The sequence below is a fragment of the Stenotrophomonas sp. STK16_22 genome (genome assembly GCF_051984505.1).
Lineage (GTDB): Bacteria > Pseudomonadota > Gammaproteobacteria > Xanthomonadales > Xanthomonadaceae > Stenotrophomonas > Stenotrophomonas maltophilia_A.
Genome location: NZ_CP196972.1, coordinates 4,684,812 through 4,710,270 on the forward strand (window position 1 = coordinate 4,684,812; position 25,459 = coordinate 4,710,270).

At 66.4% G+C, this 25,459-nt stretch carries 17 protein-coding genes and 1 riboswitch; of the genes, 5 read left to right on the forward strand and 12 right to left on the reverse strand.

What is annotated here, in order from left to right:
- Positions 1 to 49 precede the first annotated feature (49 nt).
- Together rsmG and ACSYAO_RS21650 are read right to left on the reverse strand one after the other, a co-directional pair.
- Positions 50 to 688 (reverse strand): 16S rRNA (guanine(527)-N(7))-methyltransferase RsmG, encoded by a 639-nt coding sequence (gene rsmG / locus ACSYAO_RS21645; protein WP_012512505.1) that lies wholly within the window; start codon positions 686 to 688, stop codon positions 50 to 52.
- A gap of 39 nt (positions 689 to 727) precedes the next feature.
- On the reverse strand, positions 728 to 1,327 hold the full coding sequence (locus ACSYAO_RS21650; protein ID WP_049399162.1) for a 4'-phosphopantetheinyl transferase family protein: 600 nt from the start codon (positions 1,325 to 1,327) through the stop codon (positions 728 to 730).
- Positions 1,328 to 1,411: 84 nt separating this feature from the next.
- Here ACSYAO_RS21650 and ACSYAO_RS21655 point away from each other — a divergent pair, with 84 nt between their 5' ends.
- Positions 1,412 to 1,663, forward strand: a complete 252-nt coding sequence (locus tag ACSYAO_RS21655) for a GlsB/YeaQ/YmgE family stress response membrane protein (protein WP_014648887.1) — start codon at positions 1,412 to 1,414, stop codon at positions 1,661 to 1,663.
- A gap of 103 nt (positions 1,664 to 1,766) precedes the next feature.
- Here the strand turns inward: ACSYAO_RS21655 and xth are convergent, their stop codons facing one another.
- The 4 genes from xth to ACSYAO_RS21675 form a co-directional block, all read right to left on the reverse strand.
- Positions 1,767 to 2,549 (reverse strand): exodeoxyribonuclease III, encoded by a 783-nt coding sequence (gene xth, locus ACSYAO_RS21660; protein WP_049462261.1) that lies wholly within the window; start codon positions 2,547 to 2,549, stop codon positions 1,767 to 1,769.
- Positions 2,550 to 2,712: 163 nt separating this feature from the next.
- Positions 2,713 to 4,122 carry a coniferyl aldehyde dehydrogenase gene (locus ACSYAO_RS21665; RefSeq protein WP_049462260.1) on the reverse strand — a complete coding sequence of 470 codons (1,410 nt, stop codon included), beginning with the start codon at positions 4,120 to 4,122 and terminating at the stop codon, positions 2,713 to 2,715.
- Between the two features lie 127 nt (positions 4,123 to 4,249).
- Positions 4,250 to 4,789, reverse strand: coding sequence for a DUF3304 domain-containing protein (locus ACSYAO_RS21670; RefSeq protein ID WP_049462259.1), 540 nt, complete (start codon positions 4,787 to 4,789; stop codon positions 4,250 to 4,252).
- Positions 4,790 to 4,843: 54 nt separating this feature from the next.
- Positions 4,844 to 5,461: a hypothetical protein gene (locus ACSYAO_RS21675; protein ID WP_149908942.1), complete on the reverse strand. Its 618-nt coding sequence runs from the start codon at positions 5,459 to 5,461 to the stop codon at positions 4,844 to 4,846.
- A 282-nt stretch (positions 5,462 to 5,743) separates the two neighbouring features.
- Here ACSYAO_RS21675 and ACSYAO_RS21680 point away from each other — a divergent pair, with 282 nt between their 5' ends.
- On the forward strand, positions 5,744 to 6,409 hold the full coding sequence (locus tag ACSYAO_RS21680; RefSeq protein WP_049462257.1) for a hypothetical protein: 666 nt from the start codon (positions 5,744 to 5,746) through the stop codon (positions 6,407 to 6,409).
- Between the two features lie 140 nt (positions 6,410 to 6,549).
- Here the strand turns inward: ACSYAO_RS21680 and ACSYAO_RS21685 are convergent, their stop codons facing one another.
- Both ACSYAO_RS21685 and ACSYAO_RS21690 read right to left on the reverse strand, forming a co-directional pair.
- Positions 6,550 to 8,211: an MFS transporter gene (locus ACSYAO_RS21685; protein ID WP_049462256.1), complete on the reverse strand. Its 1,662-nt coding sequence runs from the start codon at positions 8,209 to 8,211 to the stop codon at positions 6,550 to 6,552.
- A gap of 160 nt (positions 8,212 to 8,371) precedes the next feature.
- On the reverse strand, positions 8,372 to 9,799 hold the full coding sequence (locus ACSYAO_RS21690) for a DcaP family trimeric outer membrane transporter (RefSeq protein WP_049462255.1): 1,428 nt from the start codon (positions 9,797 to 9,799) through the stop codon (positions 8,372 to 8,374).
- Positions 9,800 to 10,044: 245 nt separating this feature from the next.
- Between ACSYAO_RS21690 and acs the strand changes: the two genes are divergently transcribed.
- The 3 genes from acs to mntP all read left to right on the forward strand — a co-directional run bounded on the left by acs (position 10,045) and on the right by mntP (position 13,762).
- Entirely contained in the window at positions 10,045 to 11,988 is a 1,944-nt protein-coding gene (gene acs / locus ACSYAO_RS21695) for an acetate--CoA ligase (RefSeq protein ID WP_049462254.1), read from the forward strand.
- 121 nt (positions 11,989 to 12,109) lie between these two features.
- Positions 12,110 to 12,775: a response regulator transcription factor gene (locus ACSYAO_RS21700; RefSeq protein ID WP_049462253.1), complete on the forward strand. Its 666-nt coding sequence runs from the start codon at positions 12,110 to 12,112 to the stop codon at positions 12,773 to 12,775.
- 233 nt (positions 12,776 to 13,008) lie between these two features.
- Positions 13,009 to 13,098, forward strand: a riboswitch (yybP-ykoY riboswitch).
- Between the two features lie 88 nt (positions 13,099 to 13,186).
- Positions 13,187 to 13,762 carry a manganese efflux pump MntP gene (mntP, locus tag ACSYAO_RS21705; protein ID WP_049462252.1) on the forward strand — a complete coding sequence of 192 codons (576 nt, stop codon included), beginning with the start codon at positions 13,187 to 13,189 and terminating at the stop codon, positions 13,760 to 13,762.
- A 72-nt stretch (positions 13,763 to 13,834) separates the two neighbouring features.
- Here the strand turns inward: mntP and ACSYAO_RS21710 are convergent, their stop codons facing one another.
- The 4 genes from ACSYAO_RS21710 to ACSYAO_RS21725 all read right to left on the reverse strand — a co-directional run bounded on the left by ACSYAO_RS21710 (position 13,835) and on the right by ACSYAO_RS21725 (position 25,389).
- Positions 13,835 to 17,281 (reverse strand): hybrid sensor histidine kinase/response regulator, encoded by a 3,447-nt coding sequence (locus ACSYAO_RS21710; protein ID WP_049462251.1) that lies wholly within the window; start codon positions 17,279 to 17,281, stop codon positions 13,835 to 13,837.
- Positions 17,282 to 17,416: 135 nt separating this feature from the next.
- Positions 17,417 to 19,564 (reverse strand): S46 family peptidase, encoded by a 2,148-nt coding sequence (locus ACSYAO_RS21715; protein WP_049462250.1) that lies wholly within the window; start codon positions 19,562 to 19,564, stop codon positions 17,417 to 17,419.
- 171 nt (positions 19,565 to 19,735) lie between these two features.
- Entirely contained in the window at positions 19,736 to 23,596 is a 3,861-nt protein-coding gene (locus ACSYAO_RS21720) for a translocation/assembly module TamB domain-containing protein (protein WP_049462249.1), read from the reverse strand.
- On the reverse strand, positions 23,593 to 25,389 hold the full coding sequence (locus tag ACSYAO_RS21725) for an autotransporter assembly complex protein TamA (RefSeq protein WP_080356544.1): 1,797 nt from the start codon (positions 25,387 to 25,389) through the stop codon (positions 23,593 to 23,595). The genes ACSYAO_RS21720 and ACSYAO_RS21725 overlap by 4 nt, the downstream gene beginning before the upstream one ends.
- Between the last annotated feature and the right edge of the window lie 70 nt (positions 25,390 to 25,459).

Sequence of the window (25,459 nt, forward strand, 5' to 3'; positions counted from 1 at the left end):
AAATCGTGGATCGCCAACCCGTTGTTCCACAAAGGGCTGGCGGCGGGAATCAGGGACCTGTAACGGTGACCAGGTGGCGTTCGCCGGCCAGGCCGGGCACGCTCAACGGGGTCACCTCGCGCACCTGCCAGCCAGCCGGCAGCTCCGCGATCTCTTCATGCGGATAGACGCCCTTCATGGCCAACAGCACGCCGCCGGGGCGCAACAGATGGCCACCGACGCGGACGATGCCGGCCAGGGTGTCCATCGCACGCGCGGTCAGCTGGTCGTAGTGGCCAGCTTCGTCCAGCGCCTCGGCGCGCGATTCGGCCACGCGGGCATTGCCCAGACCGAGCTGGCGCACGGCCTCGCGCATGAAGCGCGCCTTCTTGCCGTTGCTCTCCACCAGGGTGACCTGCAGGCCCGGGCAGGCGATCGCCAGCGGGATGCCGGGCAAGCCGGGGCCGGTGCCGAGGTCGGCCAGGCTGCCATCGGCCACGAACGGCTGCATCGCCAGTGAATCGAGCAGGTGGCGGGTGACCATCTCCTGCGGATCGCGGATGGCGGTGAGGTTGTAGGTGCCGTTCCAGCGGTGCAGCAGGGCCAGGTAACGCAGCAGCGGCGGCGCCAGCGCGGCGTCCAGGCCCATGCTGGCCAGGCCCTGTTCCAGCGTGGCAGCCACGCTGGCGGGAAGTGGGTGTTCGCTCATGCCGCCATTATCGCCGGTTTTGCGCGCTGATTCCCCGCTTCAGTGTGGATACCAGGCCAATGCCGCACGGAACTGGCCGGTGGCCTGCCATTCGTGCAGGTGCCAGCGCGCGGCCTCGCCCAGTTCCGGGTCGCACCAGCGCAGGTGCAGGGCGCCATCGGCCCCCGGTGCCAGCTGCAGGCGGTGCAGGCCGAACGAGATGCCCTGCCCGTGCGCCTTCAGGATGGCCTCCTTGACGCACCACACGCGGAAGAACCAGTGCTCGCGCCCGGCCTCGTCCAGGCTTTCCAGCCAGGCCACTTCCTCGGGGTGGAAGAAGCGCTGCACGATTTCCAGAAGACGCGGCCGCGGGCGCAGCAGTTCCAGGTCCACGCCCAACCGCACGCCCTCGCCCAGCGCCACCAGCAGCACCTCGCCGCTGTGGCTCCAGCCGGTGCCGTAGTGGGCCAACGCGCCGCTCAGCTCCGGCCGGCCCTTGTCATCGCGGACCAGCGGCAGCGTGTCCGGGTCGGCGCCCAGCGCCTGCGCCAGCACCTGCCGCGCCTGCGGTTCGCCGCGGTGGCCCGGCACGTGCGGGCGCCGCCAGACCGTCACCGGACCGAAGCGCCACGGGCCGTCAAGGGTGGCTGGCAGGCTCATCCGCACGCGCCCATCACGCAATTCCACGACGGGTTCACGGCCGTGCGCGTCAACTGGTCACAGTTCCCCACCGGAGGTTCGATCATGGGCATCATCATCTGGCTGATCGTCGGCGGCATCGTAGGCTGGCTGGCCAGCATCATCATGAAGCGCGATGCCCAGCAGGGCATCATCCTCAACATCGTGGTCGGCATCGTCGGCGCGCTGATTTCCGGCTGGCTGTTCGGCGGCGGCATCAACGAAGCGATCACCCTCCGCACCTTCCTGTTCTCGCTGATCGGTGCGGTGATCCTGCTGGCGATCGTCAACCTGTTCACCCGCAAGAGCATACGGTGATCCGAGGGTAGTGCCGGCCACTGGCCGGCAGATGTTCCAGAACGGACCCGGCAATCGTCGGGCCCCGTTCTGTAGAGTCGAGCTTGCTCGACTGCATGGGAGATCAGTCGAGCAAGCTCGACTCTACTTCCACCCACGCCGGCGCATGGTCACTCGGGCGTTCCCAGGTGCGCGGCTCGCGGTCGATGCCCGAGGCCACCGCGCTGCCCTTCAGCGCATCGGAGACCAGGGTCAGGTCGATGCGCAGGCCCAGGTTGCGGCGGAAGCCGGCGGCACGGTAATCCCACCAGCTGAAGGTGCCCGCCTCGTCGTTGTGCAGGCGGAAGCCATCGTGCAGGCCCAGCTGCAGCAGCTTGTTGAGCGCGCCGCGCTCGGCGGTGGAGGTCAGGATGTGGTTGTCGTTCCACACCTCCGGGTCGTGCACATCGCGCGCGTCCGGGGCGATGTTGAAGTCACCCATCACGATCAGCTTCGGATGCCGCTGCAGTTCCTCGGCGATCCAGGCATGCACCGCTTCCAGCCAGCGCAGCTTGTAGTCGTACTTGTCGGTGCCGATGTCCTGGCCATTGACCACGTACAGGTTGATTACCCGCAGGTCGCCGAAGGTACCGGCAATGACGCGCTTCTGTTCGTCCTCGAAGCCGGGAATGCCGATCTGCACGTCCTGCGCCGGCTCACGCGACAGCAGCGCCACGCCGTTGTAGGTCTTCTGGCCGGCGAACACGCTGCGGTAGCCGGCGGCGATCAGCGCCGAATCGGGGAACTTGTGGTCCTCCAGCTTGGTTTCCTGGATACCGACGATGTCCGGGCCGAAGTCCTTGAGCCACTGCTCCAGGTGCGGCAGACGGACATTGAGCGAATTGACGTTCCACGAGGCGATCTTCATGGGGGCATTCTACCCGGCCCAGGTTTGGTAGACGCCAACCTTGGTTGGCGCATGGGGTTCACGCGTGCCAACCAAGGTTGGCACCCACCGGAAGGGGCCGCGCTGGTTGGCACCTACCGGTAGTGCCGGCCGCTGGCCGGCAACCCCATGAACCCCAGCGACGTCACCGAAGCAGCAGCTTCAACAACCCCGCAATCTTCGAATACGGCGGTCGCAGCCGGTCGCTGGCGGCCCAGCGCGACTGCCACAGTACCGGCAGCCGCTTGCTCATCGCATCGAACCCGGCCCGGCCGTGGTACGCGCCCATGCCGCTGGCCCCTACCCCGCCAAACGGCAGACCATCGGCGGCGAAGTGCAGCAGCGTGTCATTCACTGTCACCCCGCCGGCCACCACCTGGCCGAGGATGCGCTCCACCGTGGCCCGGTCATGGCTGAAGGGATACAGCGCCAGCGGCCGGTCGCGGGACAGTACGTCGGCCAGCGCAGCATCCAGATCCGGGTAAGCCCGCACCGGCAGGATCGGCCCGAAGATCTCCTCGCGCATCAGGTCCAGGTCGTCCGGCGGGTCCAGCACCACGGTCGGCACCAGCAGGCGCTCGCGGTCGGCGCGCGCCTCATCCACCTGCGCCAACGGAATCACCGGCACGCCACGTTCGCGCGCCTGCGCCAGATAGCCCTGCAGGCGCCGGTACTGGCCTTCGTTGATGATGCGCGTGTAATCGTCGGCATCGCTGAAGTCGCCGTAGCGCTCGCGTACCTGCTGCTGCAGCGCCTGCACGAACTCACGCTGACGCACAGTATCGATCAGCACGTAATCCGGCGCGATGCAGGTCTGCCCGGCGTTGAACCACTTGCCGGTAGCCAGCCGCGCGGCGGCTTTGTCCAGCGGGAAATCGCGGCAGACGATGGCCGGCGACTTGCCGCCCAGTTCCAGCGTGACCGGCACCAGATGCTCGGCGGCGGCCGCCATCACCTTGCGGCCAACCGCCGTCGAGCCGGTGAACAGCAGATGGTCCAGCGGCAGCGAGGACACCGCCGCCGCCACATCCGCCCCACCCTGCACCACCGCCACCCGATCGGGCGGGAACACGCTGGCCAGGAGATCGGCCAGGAACGCGCTGGTGCACGGCGTGTGTTCGGAGGGCTTGAGCAACACGTGATTGCCGGCGGCAATGGCGGTGGCCAGCGGCACCAATGCCAGCGTGACCGGGTAGTTCCAGGGCGAGATCACCCCGACCACGCCCAACGGCGTCGGCCGCAGCTGCGCGCGCGCCGGCCACAATCGCCAACCGGCGCCCACCCGCTGCGGCTTCGACCAGCGGCGCAGGTGGCGGCGCAGGTGGTCGATGGCCGACAGCACGCTCATGCCATCGGCCAGCTTCGATTCGACGTGGGCGCGATGGCCAAAGTCCTCGGCGATGGCCTGGGCCATTTCGTCCAGACGCGGCTTCAACGCCTCGCGCAGGCGGCGCAGGTCGGCTTCGCGCTGGTCGAGCGAAGGGCGCTGGGCCTGCCAGGCGCTGCGCAGGGTGTGCAGGAGGGCGGGAAGGTCGGCGGGGGCGGTGGTGGTCATGGGCCGATTGTAGGGTCGAGCCGTGCTCGACTCGCATGCCAACCTTCACGCCTTCGCACGGGGTCTCATTCGGGAACCTCGCCACCAACGTGCATGCGCTCACCCTCGCATGCAATCCCGTCCCTCACTACGCCTTCTGCTGCTCGGTACGCTCTGCCGGGCATGACGGCGGTTCTGGCAACTCAAGCGGAATCTTGATCGGATACTCAGGGCTGCCGTAGGCGTAACAGGAGGTGGTGACCTGAATCTCATCGCAGGGCAGGAAATGCACGGTGATGCCGCAGACTTTCTGGTTGGTGTAATCCGGGACGGGGACGACTTTGCTGTGCCTGCGCTTTTGTGCCTCGATTTGTTGCAGCCAAGCGTCGTACTTCGCCTCATCTGCAAACCCAGGGAATCCCGCTGTACTCCCTGTCCCGGTTTCCCAATCGACCCGTACCATCATCCCTGGCTGCCACTGATCTGGAGCCATGTAACAGCACCCTCCACCGCCCCCTTGATACGGACCAATGCTGTCAACGGCCGAACGGCCATCGACACTGAACCGGTTGATCGCCCAATGGGTGTGGTTGACGCCGTAGATCGCACTGGCATCCACCGCGTAAGAAGATAAGAGCAGAGGTGGGCCAGCAAGAAATGCCAGCACCACGCGCTTCAAAACAAGCATCACTGAAACTCCATGATGTATAGCCCTCATTTCTTGTCCGAGGGCACCAATGCCCTACTCAGGCGCAAACTCCCGCCTCCAGTCACGCAGCATCTCGACCTCCCGCGCGATCAGTGCTGATTCTGCTGCGGGCGCGTCGGAGAACTGTTCGCCCGACATTGGAATCCTATTCAGGGGGACATTCCGATCACCTACGAAGAAGTGGGGCGTAAAGCAGTAAGGCTCATCGCCCGATTCCGTGGGCTGCTTCACCAACGTCGCAAACACGGCATTCGTCGGCATGCTCGGTTTGGCGCCTGAACACCACGGATGCGACGAGACGATGTCCTGAATCCGCACGCCCGCCCGACGGAGCTCCGTGGGACTGGAGACCTTTCCGAGAGAGACGCGATGTACCCGATAGGTGCCGACTTCCGGTTGCGCCTCGACAAGCCATCCTGAGTTGTCATGCGATGTGCAACTGCAGTCGCAGGTCACCAATGTTGCGCTTGGTACGGCGTTGTTCCAGGACAGCCAGACCTTCTCTGTCTTGCATAGTTGTTTGATCACGGGCGATCTTTCCTCGACTCGCAGGCTTCCCTGCGGTGCCGCACCGTCGGCAGCTACATGCGTTTCTGCGTCGGGCGATGACGCTGAGACAGTGATGATCGCTGCCAGAAGTACGCTGCGCATGCCCCGATCCGATTCGATGAATCACCCATGCTATGGGACGCACTGGCGAACAAAGGGAATTCGGGTCATTTGCGTCATAAGTTGGCAGTTCTTGCTAGAAGTCCCAGTGTTCCGTGTGGCTGGATACGTCACCTCGCATCGGTACGATTGAGTACTGGGCTGATATGTAGATTCGTACTTGTTTCATTGCTTCACGACGTTAGCGTGCTGAAGGTGGTGTCCCACCTCCAAAAACATGCGTAGATGCGACGCGTATTTGCATTTCTGACCGGATGTCTTCTCATGCCCGGAGTTTCCGATGCCAGCGAGCAGTCCATTGATGTCGCGGCAATCGACCTGAACGCCGAGCACGAACACATCCCATTGCTGGGCGACACCCTGGCCGCCGTCGTCGGCGAGCTCGAGGGCGATGCCACACCCGGTGCCAGTATTGGCAGGGTGCTCGAGGCGCTTGCAGAGAGGCTTGAGCGTACGACCTGCCGTGTACAGACCCCTGTCAATGACAGCTCACGGTCGTCCGGCGTGATCTGCAGCGGACCCGATGTAGACAGCCTCTTCCCGTATTACACAGCATTGCGGCAGGCGAAGACACCTGCAGAGCACGATAGTCGGGGCCGTCGCTTTCTGGAAGCCTATGCCACCTTGCTCAGGGATGCACCGGATGTCGCCCTCACGCGACCGAGCGAAGACGAGGCCGCAGATGGCTTGTTACATGTGCTCTTTCCGTTCGCGGCCTGGGACGAGAAGCTGAACACTCCACGCCATGACGTCGACTTCCCGTTTGTTCCTGTGTGCAACCTCGTTGTCGCTCGCGCTGCGCGTTGCCCGGGAGCCGACCAGTTGCGCAGGCAGATCCGCCAGGCAGGCGATGAGAGCGCGCAGCGTCGGTTCTGCATCGAAGCGTTTTCAAGGCGGCAGTTTGAGCCCAGCCATGGATGCCCGGAGTAGCGCGTCCTGCGGTTGGGGTCGGAGCCCATTCGCGCGCGAAAGGGATCCGACCCCAGTCGCCACCCCACAAACAGAAAGGCCACGGTCTGCACCGCGGCCCCTGAAACCCGGTGGGTGCCGACCGTTGGTCGGCGCGCCGGTTACTTGGTGATATCCACGTTTTTGGTCTCGCGCAGGAACAGGCCGCCGATCACCACCGACATCAGCGCGATGATGATGGGGTACCACAGGCCGTAGTACAGGTTGCCGGTACCGGCCACCAGTGCGAACGAGATCGCCGGCAGGAAGCCACCGAACCAGCCGTTGCCGATGTGGTACGGCAGCGACATCGAGGTGTAGCGGATGCGGGTCGGGAACAGTTCGACCAGGTAGGCGGCGATCGGGCCGTAGACCATGGTCACGTACAGCACCAGCAGCCACAGCATGAAGATCGTGCCGGCGATGTTGATGCGTGCGCCATCGGCCTTGGCCGGGTAACCAGCGGTGGTCAGGGCGGTCTTCAGCTCCGCACCGAAGGCATCAGCCTTGGCCTTGCCGTCTTCCTTGGTCAGGCCAGCGGCTTCATACGAAGTGACGCTGGCACTGCCCACGTTCACCATCGCCAGCGAACCGGCGGCGGCGGGCTGCACGTCGTACGGCACGCCGGCCTTGGTCAGCGCGGCGGTGGCCACGTCGCAGGAGCTGGTGAACTTGCGCAGGCCCACCGGATCGAACTGGAACGAGCAGGTGGCCGGATCGGCGACGACCAGCGCCGGCGAACTGCTGCGGGCTTCTTCGATGGCCGGGTTGGCGAAGTGGGTCAGGCCCTTGAAGATCGGGATGTAGGTGATGGCCGCCAGCAGGCAGCCGGCCAGGATGATCTTCTTGCGGCCGATGCGGTCGGACAGCCAGCCGAAGAAGATGAAGAACGGCGTGCCCAGTGCCAGCGCTGCGGCGATCAGCAGGTAGGAGGTGGTGGCATCGACCTTCAGCATGCTGCTGAGGAAGAACAGCGCGTAGAACTGTCCGCCGTACCAGACCACGGCCTGGCCAGCCGCCGCACCGAGCAGGACCAGCAACATCAGCTTCAGGTTGCCGCCCTTCAGGCTGTCGCGGAACGGGGTCTTGGAGCCCTTGCCTTCAGCCTTCATCTGCTGGAACAGCGGCGATTCGCTCAGCTGCAGGCGGATCCATACCGAAATGCCCAGCAGCAGGATCGACACCAGGAACGGAATGCGCCAGCCCCAGGCTTCGAAGGCCTCGTTGCCCAGTGTCATGCGGCAGGCCAGGATGATCAGCAGCGACAGGAACAGGCCGAGCGTGGCGGTGCACTGGATGAAGCTGGTGTACAGGCCACGCTTGTCGTCCGGCGCGTGCTCGGCCACGTAGGTGGCGGCACCGCCGTACTCGCCGCCCATCGCCAGGCCCTGGGCCAGCCGCAGGATGATCAGGATCACCGGCGCGGCGAAACCGATCGAAGCGTAGTTGGGCAGCACGCCGACCAGGAAGGTCGAGATGCCCATGATCAGGATGGTGACCAGGAAGGTGTACTTGCGGCCGATGCGGTCGCCGAGGCTGCCGAAGAAGGCCGCGCCGAACGGGCGTACGAAGAAGCCGGCGGCGAACGCCAGCAGGGCGAAGATCATGCCCGTGGTTTCATTGACGCCACTGAAGAACTGCTTGGCGATGATGGCCGCGAGCGAGCCGTACAGGAAGAAGTCATACCACTCGAACACCGTGCCGAGGCTCGATGCGAAGATGACCTTCTTGTGGCCCTTGGTCAGGGTGCCCGCTTTATGGGCGGTGCTGGGTGTACTGGACATGGGACGCTTCCCCTCCGAAGCAATCGTTGTTGGTGGGTGCCGACCGTTGATCGGCACACAATTCGGTAGGTGCCGACCGTGACCGGCACCCCATCTCGGTAGATGCCGACCTTGGCCGGCACCCCATCTCGGTAGGTGCCGGCCGCTGGCCGGCACGCTCTTAGAAGCTGTACTTCGTGGTGAACTGCAACCGGGTGATGTCACCCTTGTTGCCGTTCTCCACTTCGCGACGGCCGTACATCAGCTCTGCACCGATATCGACCTTGGGCAGCGGCGAGTAGAAGATGTTGCCGCGGATGCTCTGCACGCTCTTGGTCACCAGCGGGCCGAGGATGCTGTCGTTGTCGTAGTCGCTGCGCGCATAGATCAGGTTGGTGCGCAGCTTCGGCGAGAACGCATGCCGCCAGCCCACGTAACCGGCCAGCACGCCGGTGGGGTTGAGCTCGTCGCGGGCCACGTCGTAGGCGCTGTCGGCGGTGATGCCCAGGCCGATGTAGCGGGCGATGCCTTCGCCGCCGGTCAGCTGGTAGTGCAGCGAATCGCTGTCGCCCATCACCCACTTGCCGCCCAGTGTCAGGCCGCCGGCCACCTTGTCGGCCTTGGTGCCGGTGGCCTGGTTGTCGACCTTCAGCTGGCGGACGATGCCGCCGACACCGAAGGTGCCCCAGTCGCCCTTCCAGCCATAGCGCATGGTCAGATCAGGCAGGCTGCCACGATCGGAGTTGGCGCTGGCGTTGGTCCAGGCGCCGGTGACCGGGTTGCGGGTACCGGTGAGGGTGGTGGTTTCCGGGTTTTCCAGCGCGACGCTGAAGCCACCCTGGGTGTAGCGCACCTGCGCCTGGCGCACGAAGATCACGCCGTCGGTGGGACCGACGAAGTCGACCGCTTCCGGCAGTGCGGCCGCGTCCATGAAGTTGGACCAGGTCTGGCCGGCCATCCAGTTGTTCCAGTACATGTAGGCGTGGCGCAGGGTCACACCGTAGGTATTGGTCGCGGTCTGGTTGCCCAGCGAGTTGCCGAAGAAGTCCATCTCGAAGAACGCACCGGCCTTGTTGCCCGATTCGCTCACGTTGTCGATGCCCAGGTTGAAGCGCGAGAACTTGGCGTGGGCGTTGAAATCGGTGCCCGAACGCTTGCCGCTGCCGCCGGCGCCTTCCACCGGGGTCTGGCCCGGCAGGTACAGCGAGCGGCCGGTGGCGTCGTCGGCCAGCTGGCCATCGCTGGTCTGGGTGGCGAGGAAATCGGCCTTGATGAAGCCGCCGATCTTGACCGTGGTGCCCGGCGCGGCGCCCGGGGTGATGGTGGTGACCTGGATCGGCTGCTTGTCCGCCGGCACCGAGGCGACCGGCTTCTGCTCGGCCTGCACCGTGCGGACTTCGGTCACCGCCTGCTGGGTCTGGCTGATCTGGGTCTGTTGTTGTTGCTGCGAAGACAGCAGCAGCTGGACCTGGCGTTCCAGTTCGGCAACGCGTGCTTCCAGCGCTTTCTCTTTGGCGGTCTCAGCGAACGCCATGCCCGGTGCGACCAGGGCGACCAACAGGCAGGCCGCCAAAGGTTTGCGCACGGCTTTCAACGTACGGTGGCTCATGTTGCCCTCTCTCCCAAGTGGCAAGGTGATGCCGCGCGTGGGGCACGGTCGAGCCGAGACTGCGGGGCGATTATGTATAGCGGCTATTCGCCATTGGTCGAACCCGGCCCTGCTGGGCGCTCACTTTCGACCATGGTCTAACCAGACTGGTGACGCGGCCGGGGGTGGATGGGGCAAACTGAAGGGGATCGGTCGCTGCGATGCTGCGACCGCACATACAAAGTCAACGTGCAAGTGAGGGTGCCATGGCTGATATCTACCCCGTCGATCCGCAGTTCGCCGCCAAGGCACGCATCGACAAGACGTCGTACGAACAGCAGTACCAGGCTTCGGTGACCGACCCGGATGGTTTCTGGGGCAAGGCCGCCGAGCGCCTGGAGTGGATGCGCAAGCCGACGAAGATCAAGAACGTCAGCTACGACCTGTCCGATTTCCACATCAAGTGGTTCGAAGATGGCGAGCTCAATGCCAGCGTGAACTGCCTGGACCGCCAGCTGGAGAAGCGTGGCGACAAGACCGCCCTGCTGTTCGAGCCGGACGGCCCGGACGCACCGGCGCAGCACGTGACCTATCGCGAGCTGTACGAGCGCACCTGCCGCCTCGGCAACGCGCTGCGCAACCTCGGCGTCAAGAAGGGCGATCGGGTCACCATCTACCTGCCGATGATCGTCGACGCCGCCGTGGCCATGCTGGCCTGCGCGCGCATCGGTGCGATCCACTCGGTGGTGTTCGGTGGCTTCGCGCCGAACTCGATCGCCGACCGCGTCAGCGACTGCCAGAGCAAGCTGATCATCACCGCCGACGAGGGCCTGCGCGGTGGCCGCAGGATTCCGCTCAAGGCCAACGTCGATGCCGCGCTGAAGCTGCCGGGCACCAATACCGTGGAAACCGTGCTGGTGGTGCGCCACACCGGCGGTGCGGTGGACATGCAGGCCCCGCGCGACCGCTGGTTCCACGATGTGGTGGACAGTCAGCCGGCCACCTGCGAACCGGAACGCATGAACGCGGAAGACCCGCTGTTCATCCTCTACACCTCCGGTTCCACCGGCAAGCCGAAGGGCGTGCTGCACACCACCGGCGGCTACCTGCTGTACGCGGCCTACACCCATGAAGCGGTGTTCGACCTGCGCGAGGACGACATCTACTGGTGCACCGCCGACGTCGGCTGGGTCACCGGCCACAGCTACATCGTGTACGGCCCGTTGGCCAACGGCGCGACCTCACTGATGTTCGAAGGCGTGCCGAACTACCCGGACACCTCGCGCTTCTGGAACGTCATCGACAAGCACAAGGTGAGCATTTTCTACACCGCCCCGACCGCCATCCGCGCACTGATGCGCGAAGGCGAGGAGCCGGTGAAGAAGACCTCGCGCGCGTCGCTGCGCCTGCTCGGCAGCGTCGGCGAACCGATCAACCCGGAAGCCTGGCGCTGGTACTACGAGGTGGTCGGCGACAGTCGCTGCCCGATCGTCGATACCTGGTGGCAGACCGAGACCGGCGGCATCCTGATCTCGCCGCTGGCCGGCGCGATGGACCTCAAGCCGGGCTCGGCCACCCTGCCCTTCTTCGGCGTGCAGCCGGCGCTGGTCAATGCCGATGGCGAGATCCAGGACGGCCCGACCGAGGGCAACCTGATCATCCGCGATTCCTGGCCGGGCCAGATGCGCACGGTGTACGGCGACCATCAGCGCTTCATCGATACCTATTTCCGCACCTACCCGGGCAGCTACTTCACCGGCGACGGTTGCCGCCGCGACGAAGACGGCTACTACTGGATCACCGGCCGCGTGGACGATGTGATCAACGTGTCCGGCCACCGCATCGGCACCGCCGAAGTGGAAAGCGCTCTGGTCTCGCACCCGAAGGTGGCCGAAGCGGCCGTGGTCGGCTTCCCGCACGACGTGAAGGGCCAGGGCATCTACGCCTACGTCACCCTGGTGGCCGAAGAGGCTCCGAGCGACGAGCTGCAGAAGGAACTGGTCGCCTGGGTACGCAAGGAGATCGGCCCGATCGCCACGCCGGACCACCTGCAGTGGGCGCCGGGCCTGCCGAAGACCCGCTCGGGCAAGATCATGCGCCGCATCCTGCGCAAGATCGCCGAGAACGCACCGGACCAGCTTGGCGACACCTCGACCCTGGCCGATCCGTCGGTGGTGGCGTCGCTGGTGGACGAGCGCAAGGTGCGCTGATGGCGTGACCGCAGGCGCAGGACGCGCCAGGGACGTGGCCGGGAGGAGGGACCCGGCCGTGTCCGACCCGTCCTGCACCTGCCATCACGTCGCTCTTTTTCCTGATCGATAAGCTCGACCCATGACCACCCTCCTGATTGCCGATGACCACCCGCTGTTCCGCGAAGCCCTGCGTGGGGCGGTACAGCGGGTCATCCCCGGCGTGCAGCTGTTCGAAGCCGACAGCGTGGAAGCGCTGTACGCGCTGGCCGACCAGCACAACGACGCCGACCTGGTCCTGATGGATCTCAACATGCCCGGTGCGCAGGGTTTCAACGCGCTGGTGCACATGCGCTCGCTGCATCCGCAGCTGCCGGTGGTCGTGGTGTCCGCGCGCGAAGAAGCCACGGTGATGCGCCGCGCGCTCGACCACGGCGCGCTGGGCTTCATTCCGAAGTCTGCGGATTCGGACACCATCGGCCACGCACTGGGCACCATCCTCGATGGTGAGACCTGGGCACCGCCGGAAGCGCACAACGCGCCGCCCACCGGCAGCGAGGAACGCGAAGTCGGCCAGCGCCTGCGTGAGCTGACCCCGCAGCAGTTCCGCGTGCTGCAGATGCTCGGCGCCGGCCGCTTGAACAAGCAGATCGCCTACGACCTCAACGTCTCCGAAGCGACGATCAAGGCCCACGTCACCGCCATCCTGCGCAAGCTGGGCGTCACCAACCGCACCCAGGCCGTGCTGATGGCCGGCAAGCTGGCGATCGACGACGACGCCATCGTGCTGCCGCCGGAAGAAGACTGAAGGTAGTGCCGGCCGCTGGCCGGCAATCCCCTGAAACGCGCGACATCATCTGAACCCGCATTGGTAGGTGCCAAGCTTGCTTGGCACGCTTTTGATGGTGCACCTGCCGGCCAGCGGCCGGCACTACCAGGCACGGCTGCGCTCTCGATATAGCAATCGCTATACAAACCAGCCCTGCCTGCGCGTTTCTCTGGAAATGCGCCGCACGTGAATCGCGATGCTAAGCTGCGCGTCCCCTTGGGGAGTAGCCGGATTCCTTCGCAGGAATCGTCCACGTCAACATACTCGGCCAGTGCGCCGTGGCGTGGACAACCATGATGGTTGGCGAGACCAGCGGCCCGCGCGCGCAACGTCAGGTTGGGCGCGAGCGCAGGCCGTGCGTCCGTCCTAGCCCGACCTCAGCCGCCGCCCATGTCCCCCATTTCGATCCTCCTGATCGGCTTTGCCATGTCCACCGATGCCTTCGCCGCTGCAATCGGCAAGGGCGCGGCCATGCGCAAGCCGGTGTTCCGCGACGCACTGCGTGCCGGCATCATCTTCGGCGTCATCGAGGCGATCACGCCCATCATCGGTTGGCTGCTCGGCCGCGCCGCCCTGCAGTACGTCGAAGCCTTCGACCACTGGATCGCCTTCGGCCTGCTCGGCGCACTGGGCATCCACATGATCTACAACGGCCTGCGCCCGGACAGTGCCGACGAAGACGAAGACCCCTCGCAGCACCACGGCTTCTGGAAGCTGGCGCTGACCGGTTTCGCCACCAGCATCGACGCGATGGCGGTGGGTATCGGCCTGGCTTTCATGGACGTGCATATCGGCGTGATGGCAGTGGTGATCGGCCTGTGCACGCTGACCATGGTCACCGTCGGCATCATGCTCGGCCGCGTGCTGGGCAGCATGGTCGGCAAGCGTGCCGAGATCATCGGCGGCGTGATCCTGGTGATCATCGGCGCGACGATCCTGTACGAACACCTGCACGGCCTGGGGTAACGCTTCCGCGATTACGTGGTTGCCGGCCAGCGGCCGGCACTACCTGACGTCACATCCACGCATGGCGTGGATCTACTGCGCATCGCGCAGCGCGCCCAGGAAGGCGCGCAGCGAGGCCGGCTTGATCGGCTTGGTCAGCACGCGGTAGCCGCGTTCGCGCGCCATCCGCTTCAGCTCGTCGCGACCATCGGCGGTCAGCAGTGCGCCCGGCAGCGGGTAACCGGCCGCCTCGCGCAGCGCTACCAGCGCATCCAGGCCGTCCATGCGGTCGTGCAGGTGGTAATCCACCAGCATCACCTGCGGGCGCTCGGCGATCTTCTCCAGCGCCTGGTCGACGGTGGCCGCGGTGATCACCTGCACCTGCCAACGGCCCAGCAGCGCGCGCATGCCGTCAAGGATCTCCTCGTCGTTGTCCACGCACAGCACGCGCAGGCCCGCCAGCGAATCGCTGCGTACCGGTGCGGCCACCGCCTGTACCGGCGTGGCCAGCTCGGTGTAACCCGGCAGCGGCGCCACCCGCGGCAGGATGATCGAGAACATCGAGCCCTTGCCGACCCGGCTGCGTGCGTTCAACCGATGGTCGAGCAGGCGCGAGATGCGCTGGCAGATCGACAGGCCCAGGCCCAGGCCCTGTTCGCCCCAGTCGAATGGTTGCTGGTAGCGGTGGAACTCGTCGAAGATCTGACGCATATGGTGCTCGGGAATGCCGGGGCCGGTATCCCACACCTGCAGTTCCACTTCATCGCCGCGCTGGCGCACGGCCAGCACGATGCGACCCTGGCGGGTGTAGCGCAACGCATTGGCCAGGAAGTTCTGCAGCACGCGGCGCAGCAGGCGGCGGTCACTGCGCACCCACGCAGGGCGTGCGAACAGGTCCAGGCGCAGGCCGCGGCCAGCCGCGACCGGGGTGTACTGCGCGGCCAGCTCACGCATCAACGCGCTCACGTCGAACTCGCCGATCACCGGATGCAGGCCGCCGGCATCCAGCCGCGACACATCCAGCAGGCCATCGAGCAGCTCTTCGGCCGCACGCAACGAAGCGTCCACACGCTCGGCCAGATGCTTCTGCTCGTCGCTCACGTGATCACTGTCGCGCAGTGCCGAGGCAAACAGGCGCGCCGCGTTCAACGGCTGCAGCACGTCGTGGCTGATCGCCGCCAGGAAACGGGTCTTCGACTGCTGCGCGACCTCGGCCTCATGCGAGCGCTCGGCCACGCGCTGCTCCAGCGTCTCGTTGGCCTCCAACAGTGCTCTTTCCGCGTGCTTGTAGTCGGTGATGTCGTTGTAGCTGGTCACGTAGCCGCCACCGGGCAGTGCCTGGCCGCGCATCTCGATCACCTTGCCGTCGCTGCGGGTGCGCTCGAACACGTGCGGTGAGCCGGCGCGCATGTAGCCGATGCGGCGATTGATCTGCACTTCGATATCGCCCTCGCCCAGCTCGCCGCGCTCGGCGTTGTAGCGGATCAGGTCGGCCACCGGGCGGCCCACGTAGAGCATGCCGTCGGGGTAGCCGAACATGTCCTGGTAGCGGCGATTCCATGCGGTCAGCCGCATGTCCGGATCGACCACGCTGACCCCGGCGCTGATGTTCTCCAGCGTGGTCGACAGGATCTCGCGGTTGAAGCGCAGCTCCTGCCCCGCTTCGTCCAGCACCGCCACCACTTCGCCCAGGTCCATGCCCGAGCCACGCAGCAGGCTGGTCAGCAGCAGGCGCGCCGATGCCGCACCGATCGAGGCGGCCAGCAGGCGCTCAGTGAACTGCACCCACGGACGGTCGGCAGGTGCCGAGGATTGCAGCTCACGGCCCAGTGACTGCGCCTGTTCGAAGAACGAACGCCGCGCATGGCGTTCACCCACTACGCGCGAAGCCAGCGCCAGCAGATCGCCCACATGCACGTGACCCGGCCAACCACCCGCCACCGACGGGCGCTCGGCATATGGATCGAGGAACGGCGCGGCGCGAAGCCGCTCGTCGACACCGGGCCGCCAGCGCGCGGACACCAGCATCATCGTCGCCGCGTTGACCAGCAGCGACCAGAACGTGCCGTGGGTCAGCGGGTCCCAGCCGGTCATGCCGAACAGCTGCTGCGGGCGCAGCCACTCGATGCCGAACGGGCCGTGCTGCACCCAGCCAGCATCGACCCAGCCGGCCATGGTCATCGCCGGCAGCAGCAGGGTGTACAGCCAGGTGGCGAAGCCGAGCAGCATGCCCACCTCGACGCCGCGCCGGCTGGCACCGCGCCAGTACAGGCCGCCGATCAGGCCGGGCGCGAACTGCGCCACCGCCGCGAACGCCATCAGGCCGTACGAGGCCAGCGTGCTGTCGTTGCTGCTGGTGCGGTAGTAGCTGTAGGCCATCAGCGCCAGCAGCAGGATCGCCAGGCGGCGGATCCACAGCACGCGCGAGGCGACGTCGGCGGCCTCCTGGTGGTCACCGCTCCGGCGCAGCAGCACCGGCATCACCAGATCGTTGCTGACCATGGTGGCCAGCGCGATCGACGACACGATCACCATGCCGGTGGCCGCCGAGAAGCCGCCCACATAGGCGATCAGCGCCAGCGCGTTGCGGCCCTCGGCCAGCGGCAGGGCCAGCACCATCGAGTCGTCGGCGACGCTGCCACCGGTGCCGAACAGGGTCACGCCGGCGGTGGCGATCGGCAGCACCATGCCCGAGATCAGTACCAGGTAGCCGCCGAACATCCAGCGCGCGCGGCGCACATCGCGCACATCGCCGCACTCGACCACGGCCACGTGGAACTGGCGCGGCAGGCAGATGATGGCGAGGAAGCTGAGCAGGGTCTGCGAGATGAAGCCCACCGGCGGCAGGCCGGTGAACAGCGTATGCACCGATTCGACCACCGCGTCGGTGCGGTTGCTCAGCCACAGGTAGGCGAACACGCCCACGGCCAGCATCGCCAGCAGCTTGATCACCGATTCGAAGGCGATCGCCAGCATCATGCCGTGGTGGTGTTCGGTGGCATCGACCTGGCGGGTACCGAACAGGGTGGCGAACAACGCCATCAGCAGCGCCACGTACAGCGCGGGATCGGTGAAGAAGCCAGTGGGGCCGGTGTTGCCGGTCAGTACCTGCAGGCTCATCGCCACTGCTTTGTACTGCAGGGCCAGGTACGGAATGATGCCGATCAGCGCGATGATCGCCACCAGCGCCGCCAGCCGCCGCGAGCGACCGAAGCGCGAAGAAATGAAGTCGGCGATGGACACCACGTTCTGGCTGCGTGCGATCAGCGCCAGGCGCTCGATGATGCGCCAGCCGAACAACAGCAGCAGCAACGGACCGATATAGATCGGCAGGTAGCCCACGCCGTTGCGCACGGCGGTACCGACCGCACCGTAGAACGTCCACGACGAGCAGTACACGGCCAGCGCCAGGCTGTAGACCACCGGCCGCAGCCACGGCCGGTCGGGGTACATCGGCCGACGGTCACCCCACCACGCCACGCCGAACAGCAGCGCGGCATAGGCAACCGAGACCAGCAGCAGGATCCAGCTGGAGACCACGCGCGCGTTTCCGTCGGAAGAACCCGCAGTGTAGGCCAGGCGTGGCCGGGGGTGCGGGCTCGTTGGGGGCAACCACCCCCACCAAGGTGGGGGCCTACGCGGTGCGGGCCACGACCATTGGTCGTGGCCGGCTTCTTACTGGGCCGGAACGCCCATTTCCTTCAGCAGTTCCGGCGCCGGGTAGACCTTGGCCAGCAGCCAGCGCAGGTAGCGCATGTCCACGTGCACGGCGCGCTTGTAGCGCGGGTCGAACCACCAGCTGGCGCTGACCGATTCCCAGTTGCTGTCGAAGTTCAGGCCGATCAGTTCGCCCTTGGCGTTGAGCACCGGCGAGCCGGAGTTGCCGCCGGTGGTATCCAGGTTGGTCAGGAAGTTGACCGTCTGGGTCTTCAGCGCCGGGTCGGCGGTGCTGCCGAAGTCACCCTTGGCGATCGCGGCCAGCAGCGGCTTGGGCGCATCGAACGGATAGGCGTTGGTGTTCTTCTCGACGATGCCGGCCACGGTGGTCACCGGCGAGTAGGTCACGCCGTCGCGCGGATGCAGCGCTTCGACCTTGCCGTAGCTGATGCGCAGGGTGCGGTTGGCATCCGGGTACACCGCGCGGCCCTGCTTGGCACGCCAGGCGAACAGCGCCTGCATGTAGGCCGGGCGCAGGCGCAGCTGCTCGCCTTCGCGGGTCTTGCTTTCGTTCTCGATGCGCAGCTGCGCGGCCACCAGCGGGGCGGCCACGGTGATCAGCGGATCGGCAGCCAGCGCCTTGCCTTCGCGCGCAGCAGCGAAACGGGACAGGCGCTGTGCCTCTTCACCCAGCTGGGTGCCGGCGTACAGGGTGTCCAGTGCCTTCGCCAGCTGCTCCGGGGTACGGCCGAAGGCCGTATCGAACTCGGCCACGCGCTGCGCGTCCGGCAGCTGCTGGTAACGGGTCAGCAGGGTGGTCAGCAGCGCCTTCTCGACCTCCGGCGCGTAGCGGCGCTGGACCTGCTTGAGCACGCCTTCGATCATCGCCTGGTCGCGCTGCTGGAAACCACTCTCGCGCTGCGCGTCCGGCTTGGCCGATTCGATGCGCAGGCGTTCCAGCAGCAGCGCCGAGCGCAGCAGCTGGCTCTGTGCGGCCATCTGGTCCAGCAGCAGGTCACGCTCGCCCACCGCCGCACCCTGCGACAGGTTGGTCAGCAGCGCCTTGATGTCGCCCTGGTACTTGCGGTCGGTGGCAGCCAGCATCGCCGTCTCGTCGGCGGCACGCTGGGCCTTGGCGTCGCTGCGCAACAGGCCTTCCAGCTCACCGGCGGCGCGCTTGCGGTTGTTCTTCAGCGACTGCAGCTGTGAGGCGTAGCGGGTGCGCGCCTGCGCGTCCTTGGCGCTGGCGGCCTCGATGGTGTCGATCATCTGCTGGAACACCGATACGCGGCGCGGCAGCACGGTATCGATCTGGCCAGCGAATTCGGCCGCGGTACGGTGGCGATAGGTGATGCCCGGGTAACCGGCCAGCATCGCGTAGTCACCTTCCTTCGGACCTTCCACCGACATCTGCAGGTGCGCCGGCGCCTGGTAGGGCACGTTGTCCTTGCTGTACGCGGCCGGCTTGCCGTCCTTGCCGACATAGGCGCGCAGCAGGGTGAAGTCGCCGGTGTGGCGCGGCCACATGAAGTTGTCGATCTCGTCGCCGTAGTTGCCGATCGCACGCGGCGGCGCATACACCAGGCGCACGTCGCTCAGCTCCAGCTGGGCAATGCGGTAGAAATCGGTGCCGTAGTACATGTTGGCCACCGAGCAGCGCACGCTGCCGTCCTTCTCGCACTCGGCCACGATCTGCTTGCTGGCCGCATCCACCGCATCGAAGTAGGCACGGCCGGTCTTGCCACGCGCCTGCGCCAGCACCTGGTCGGTCACCTTGTCGAAGCCGACGGTGACCAGCACGCGGAAGTCCGGGTTGGCCGGGCGCTCGTCGGCGCGGTCCCTGGCGATGAAGCCACCATTGATCAGGTCATGCTCGGGCGAGCTGTTGTACTGGATCACGCCCATCGCCACGTGGTGGTTGGTCAGCAGCAGGCCGTCCGACGATACGAACGAGCCGGTGCCGCCACCGGCACGCACCACCGCGCTCAGCGGCGGTGCGGTGACATTGGCCAGGTCGGCCGGATTGCCCTTGAAGCCTGCGGCCTGCAGCGGCTTGGCCAGCTCCGGCAGCTGGGTCGGCATCCACATGCCTTCATCGGCGTGGGCGCCGGCGGCGAGGGTCAGGCCCAGGGCCAGGGCGGTGGGAAGGGCTTTGCGTGGTGACATGGGGCAATCCGGTACGACAGAACAGCCCGGGACCATAGCCGCTGGGGCCGGAAGGGGCAACGGCCGATGGTTGGGGGCGTCGTGCACGGTAGTGCCGGCCGCTGGCCGGCAACCCACGCAACTCGGGAGATACGGTGCAGTTGCCGGCCAGCGGCCGGCACTACCGCATCGTTACTTCTCCCGCCGCCAGTTGATCGACCCACGGTTTTCCACCGTGCTCGATTCCACTTCCACATCGAAGCCGCGGCGCAGCAGGTACTTCAGCGTGATCACCGAACCGGCACCGACCAGCGATACGCCGTAACCGACGTACAGCTTGGGCGAGATGTACTTGCCGACGCCGATCACCGAGCCACCCAGCGCGCGCGACTGGCTCACGCCGGCATCGTCCAGGCCCAGCTTGGCACCCAACTGCGAGGCCAGCAGGCCGCTGCCGGCCGACAATGCCGCCGAGGCCGCATTGACCTGCTGCGTCTGGTCGCTGCTGGCGCCGGTCAGGCTGCGTCCCAGCACCAGATAAGCCAGGGCTTCGGACTGCGACATCGCCGGATCGGACCACACGTCCGCACGCGGCTGCTGCGCACGCCCGGTCACGTCGATACCCGCGGTGACATCACCGATCCGGCGCTCGGCACGGATGTTGATGCGCGGGTCGGACACCGCGTTGTAGTTCCAGGTGAGGTTGCCGCGGGTGATGGTCAGGTCCTGCCCGTACGCCTTGTAGCGGCCACTCACTTCCAGCCCACCATTGGCGGTCATTTCGCGGCCAGGCTTGGCCCAGACCTGCATCTTGCCGGTCAGCGCGCCCTTCAGGCCGAAGCCGGTCATCTTCACCTTGTCACCGAGGCTGACCGTCAGCTCCATGTCCAGCGGCGAGGTACGCGACTCTTCCGGATCGGCCGGGTCGAGCACCACCACGTCTTCGGACACCGAGGTGCCGCGGTCCAGGCGCTCCAGATCGATGTCGGCCTCGGGCACGTGCACGGTGCCACGCAGCTCCATCGCGGCCTTGGCCAGGGTGAAGTCGAGGTTGGGATTGGCGACGATGCGCAGCTCGCTGGTGTTGGACAGCAGCACGTTGTCGCCGTGGATCTTCAACTGCAGCGGCTGTGCATCGCCGAACCACGACAGGCCACCATCCACGTACAGCGTGCCCTGGCCGGAGTTGGCCTGCGCGGTGATCTTGGCCGAACCATCGGGCTGGGCCACGAAGCTGCCCTTGCCCTGGTCGAAGGTCAGGCCGAGTGCCGGGAATTCACCCTTGAAGTTGCTCAGCTGCGCGTCACCGCCCAGCGAGGGCTGGCCACGCGTGCCGCGCAGGCTGACGTGGCCTTCGATCAGGCCGGTCGGTCGCACGATGTCCGGCGAGAACAGCTCCAGCCAGTACAGCCGCGACATGTTGAGATAGAGCTCGCCGTTCAACGGTGCGCTGGCTTCCCAGCCGGTCTGCATCCTGGCGTCGACGAAGCCGTTGCCCTGGAAGCCCATGCCCAGGTAGCCCTTGATGCTGGCCGGGGTCATGTCGAGCTTGAGCGAGAACTGGTCGTAGCGCACCAGCTCGCCACGGGTGGTGTCCCCCACGGCATTGCGGTTCTCACCCAGGCGCACGCCGCCTTCCTTCGAGCGCACTTCCACATGGCCTTCCCAGGCGTTGCCGCGCGGGCGGATCTGCGCGTCCAGGCTGACATCGCCACGCAGGTAGATGCGACGGCCGGACTGCGGCGGCAACCACGGCTGCACCAGCGCCAGTGGCAGCGCATCACTGCGCACCACCAGGCCCTCGCGTGGCCAGTTGGCCTGTGCGCACAGTGTGCCGCTGCTGGCAGCGGCCAGGCAGGCTTCGCCCAGCGTGTAGTTGCTGCCGTTGATCGCGAACGCCGCCGGTGCACGCAGCGACCAGGCATCGCCCTTCACCGGTGCGATGCGCAGCGCGGCCAGCTCGCCGCGCCACTGCGCGCCCTGCTGGCGCACGCTGCCCTGCAGCTCGATCGCGCCCATCTCGTTGCGGGTCTGCGCGGCCAGGCGCAGGTTGGAGACACTGCCCTGCGCATCCACATTCAAGCGTTCCAGCAGCATGCCGGCATTGACCTGCTGGCCCTGGATCGCCAGCGTGCCGCTGTCGCCGCGCCACGGCAGGTGGCCCTTGATGCTCACGCTCTCGGCGCCGTAGCCGTCCCAGTTGAGGTTGTTGCCGACCAGGTCGGCGGTGATGTCCGGCGCATCGCGCGGGCCCTTCACCTGTACCTGGCCACGCAGGCCGCCATCGGCGCCCGGCAGCAGGTCACTCAGCTGCAGCGGTTCGAAACGCGCATCGATGTCGAGGCGGTCACCGACCTTGCCCGAAGCGGTCACCCGGCTGCTGCCCAGCGACAGCTTCAGGTCACCCTGGCCCTGCGCGCCCTGCAGCGCGAACTTGCCCTGTGCGTCCAGGTTGCGCTGACGCAGCACGCCCTTCAACGACGGCAGATCGACCGTGGCTTCCAACGTGCCGGCGGTACCCGGCGGTGCGTTTGCCGGCGGCGGCAGCTGGCGGCCCTTGGAGGCCAGGTTGCCGGACAGGCGGCCATTCCAGCCCGGCACGAAATAGCCGGGGTCGAAGTCCTTCAGCGTGGCCTTGGCATCCCAGTCCAGCTGCGGTGCCCACGCCACCTGGCCTTCCACCTGCAGCTGGCCACCTGGGGTCTGCGCCTGCAGCTGGTGGATCGACGCGGCCTGATCGTTGCCGCGCACATCGAAGTGCAGCTGTGCCTTCTGCGCGTCGCGCTCGACCTCGGCGCGGCCGATCGCCGCCCAGGCCTTCAGGGTACCGGCCAGGCCGAAGCGTGCTTCCTTCAAGGTGACCGGCACCGGGGCGCTGCCGGCGGTGTTCGGGTCCGCCGCTGGCACGTAGGTCAGGTCATGTGCGACCACCGAGAAGTTGAGCTTCTGCTGGTCTTCCTGGCTGAAATCGGCGGTGCCTTCCAGCCGCGCCTCACCGCCAAGACCCTTCACCAGCAGCGGTGAGACTTTCAGCACCTGGTCCTTCAGCGATACCACCGACGGTGCCAGTTCCAGTTCCTGATCGCCCTGTTTCACCTTGCCACGCAGGTTGGCGTTGCCGCCCTTGCCGGCGGCGGTGAAGTCCAGTGCCAGCGGCGCGATCGCCGAGCTGGCCAGTGCCGGCGACAGCAGCGCCAGATCCAGCTCGTCACTGCGGATGCTGGCGCTCCAGCTCGGATCGGTGCGGCCATCGAACACCAGCATCGCGTGCAGCGGCTTCGGCGCGCGCCCGGCTACGGCCACTTCCATGTGCGACAGGTCACCGCGGGCGACCAGGCCGACGGTGGCGGCCGTGCGGCCACGCGGCGCCGGCAGCACCGCGGTGACGGTTACATCGGTGTCGTAGTCCTTGGCCGGGATGTAACGACCCTGGGCGGTGAAATTGCCCATGTCGCTGTCCACCACCAGTTTGTGTGCCTGGAACTCGCCATTGGCGATCTCGATGCCGCCGCGCACGCGACTGATGTCGATCACCGGCTCGTTGGCCTGGCTGATGCGGAAGCCGTCGATGACGATGGCATCGGCCTGGATCGCCAACGGCATTTCAATCTGCGGCAGCGAATCCGGCCACGACGGCAGCTTGAACGGCTCGTCACTCTTGGCCAGGTTCAGCGTCGCGTTGGTCAGTTCCAGCTTGTCCAGCAGCAGCTTGCGGCCCAGCAGCGGGCGCAGGTCCGGCTCCAGATGGGCGCGCTCGGCGTGGAAATGGATGTCGTCGTAGCGGAAGTCGACGTTGTACAGGGTCAGCGGACCGGCCACCGGGCCGTCCACCTTGTCCCAGGTGAAGCTGGCGCCCACCGGCAGCCGTGCCACCACCTGCGCCAGCAGCACGTCACGCCCGGCCACGGTCTGCAGCAACCAGTACACCGCCAGCAGGGCCAGCAGCACCAGGCCCAGCACGCCCACACCGGACCAGGCCCAGAAGCGGCGGCGGCGGTAGAAGCGCACGCGCGGCGGCGTGGTCGGGTTCGGAGTGGGTGCGGGCGTACTCACAGGTCCGCTCCGATGTTGAGGTACAGCTGGAACTGCGAATCCGGGTTGTTCAGGCCATGCGCGATATCCACGCGCACCGGGCCCACCGGCGATTTCCAGCGCACGCCGAAGCCGACGCCGGTATGCAGATCGATGGTGTTGTCGAAGGCGCTGCCGGTATCGACGAACACCGCCGCACCCCAGGGGCCACCATTGAAATAGTGCTCGTACTCGGCCGAGCCGATCACCAGGTTCTTGGCGCCCAGCGCGTACTTGTCCGGTGCCGGGGTCCGCGGGCCCACCTCGCGATAGGCATAGCCGCGGATGCTGCGGTCACCACCGGCGAAGTAGCGCAGGCTGGGCGGCATCGCCACCAGATCACTGGTCCAGGTGGTGCCACCTTCGCCGCGCAGGATCAGGCGGTTGCTTTCGCCCACCGGGATGTACCAGCGCAGCACGGCATTGGCCTGCACGAAGCTGGTGTCCGAACCGGCACCTTCAACGCCGGCACGCATCGTCGCAGTACCGCTGATGCCCTTGCGCGGGAACAGTTCGTCATCGACGTTGACGTAGTCGGCGACCATCTGCGGGTACACCAGCGTCGACGTGTTGTAGACCGCGTCGGTGAATTCGGTGCCGGAGGCATAGCGCCAGCGCTCGCGCAGCGCGTTGACGGAGGCGATCGCGGTCCAGTGTTCGTTGATCTCGCCGCTGCGGCTGGCGATCAGCTTGAAGTTGCGCAGGTCGATGTAGTCGGTCTGCTCGTCGTAGGCGCTGGCAGCGAAGGTGTACCAGCCATCAAGCCAGTTGAAGGCCGGAATGCGGTAGCTGGTGACCAGGCTCTTGCGCTTCTGCGCATAGTCCAGCTGCGTGTTCATCTTGTGGCCGCGGTTGTTCAGCCACCGCCGTTCGATGCCACCGCGCACACCCGGGCCACTTTCGCTGCCGTAGCTCAGACCCGCGGTGTAGATGGTGCGCTTGGCACGGGTCAGCTTCACATCCACCGGCACTTCGCCGTTCGCATCGGCCTGGTCGGGCCGCGGCTGGATGTCGATCACGCTGAAGTAGTCCAGCTTGGTCAGCGACTCGCGCAGCCGGTCCAGCTTGCCCTCGTGGAAGTAGCTGCCCTGTTCCCAGTACACCAGCGGATCGAACAGCTTGTCGACGAAGTAGTCCTGCTCGAAACGCACCGGGCCCATGTTGTAGCGGCGGCCGCTGTCCCAGGTCAGGTCGATGTCGGCGGCGTTGTCGGCACGGGTGATCTGCACCTGACGCTGGGTGTAGTCGGCATCGAAATAGCCACGTTCGGCCAGGCGACGGGTGACGGTGATCTTGCTGGCTTCGTACTGCGTGTGTTCGAAACGCTGGCCCTTGCGCGGCTTGAACGCGGCCAGATCGTCCTGCAGGTACTGGTCGTACATCGCCGGCCCGGTGATGTCGATGTGCTCGCGGCGGACGGTCACCGGGGTGCCCTTGTCGACATGGATCAGCACGCGCACGTGCTCGTCCTCGCGCGGCGCCTCGACCTTGATCACCGGGTTGTAGTACCCGAACGGTTCCAGTGCCTGGCGGGTCTGCCGCTCGGCCTGTGACAGCAGGTACTCCAGGCGCGATTCGCCCTGTTCCTTGCCGATCGTGTCGTACAGCGACAGCGATTCCTGGATGTTCTCGATGATTGCGGCGTCGTCGCCCTTGTCCAATCCCTTGATGTCCACCTTGTCGATGGTGCCGCGCGCGTGGGCCACGGAGGTGGCGGCCAGCGACAGGACCATCAGCGGCAGGGCGTATTTCTTTGGCTGCATGCGGCACAGCATACCGACCGAAGGTGACGATGCGAAATGCATCACGTCATTGGGGATCGGTTGTTAAGTGGCGGTCAAAATA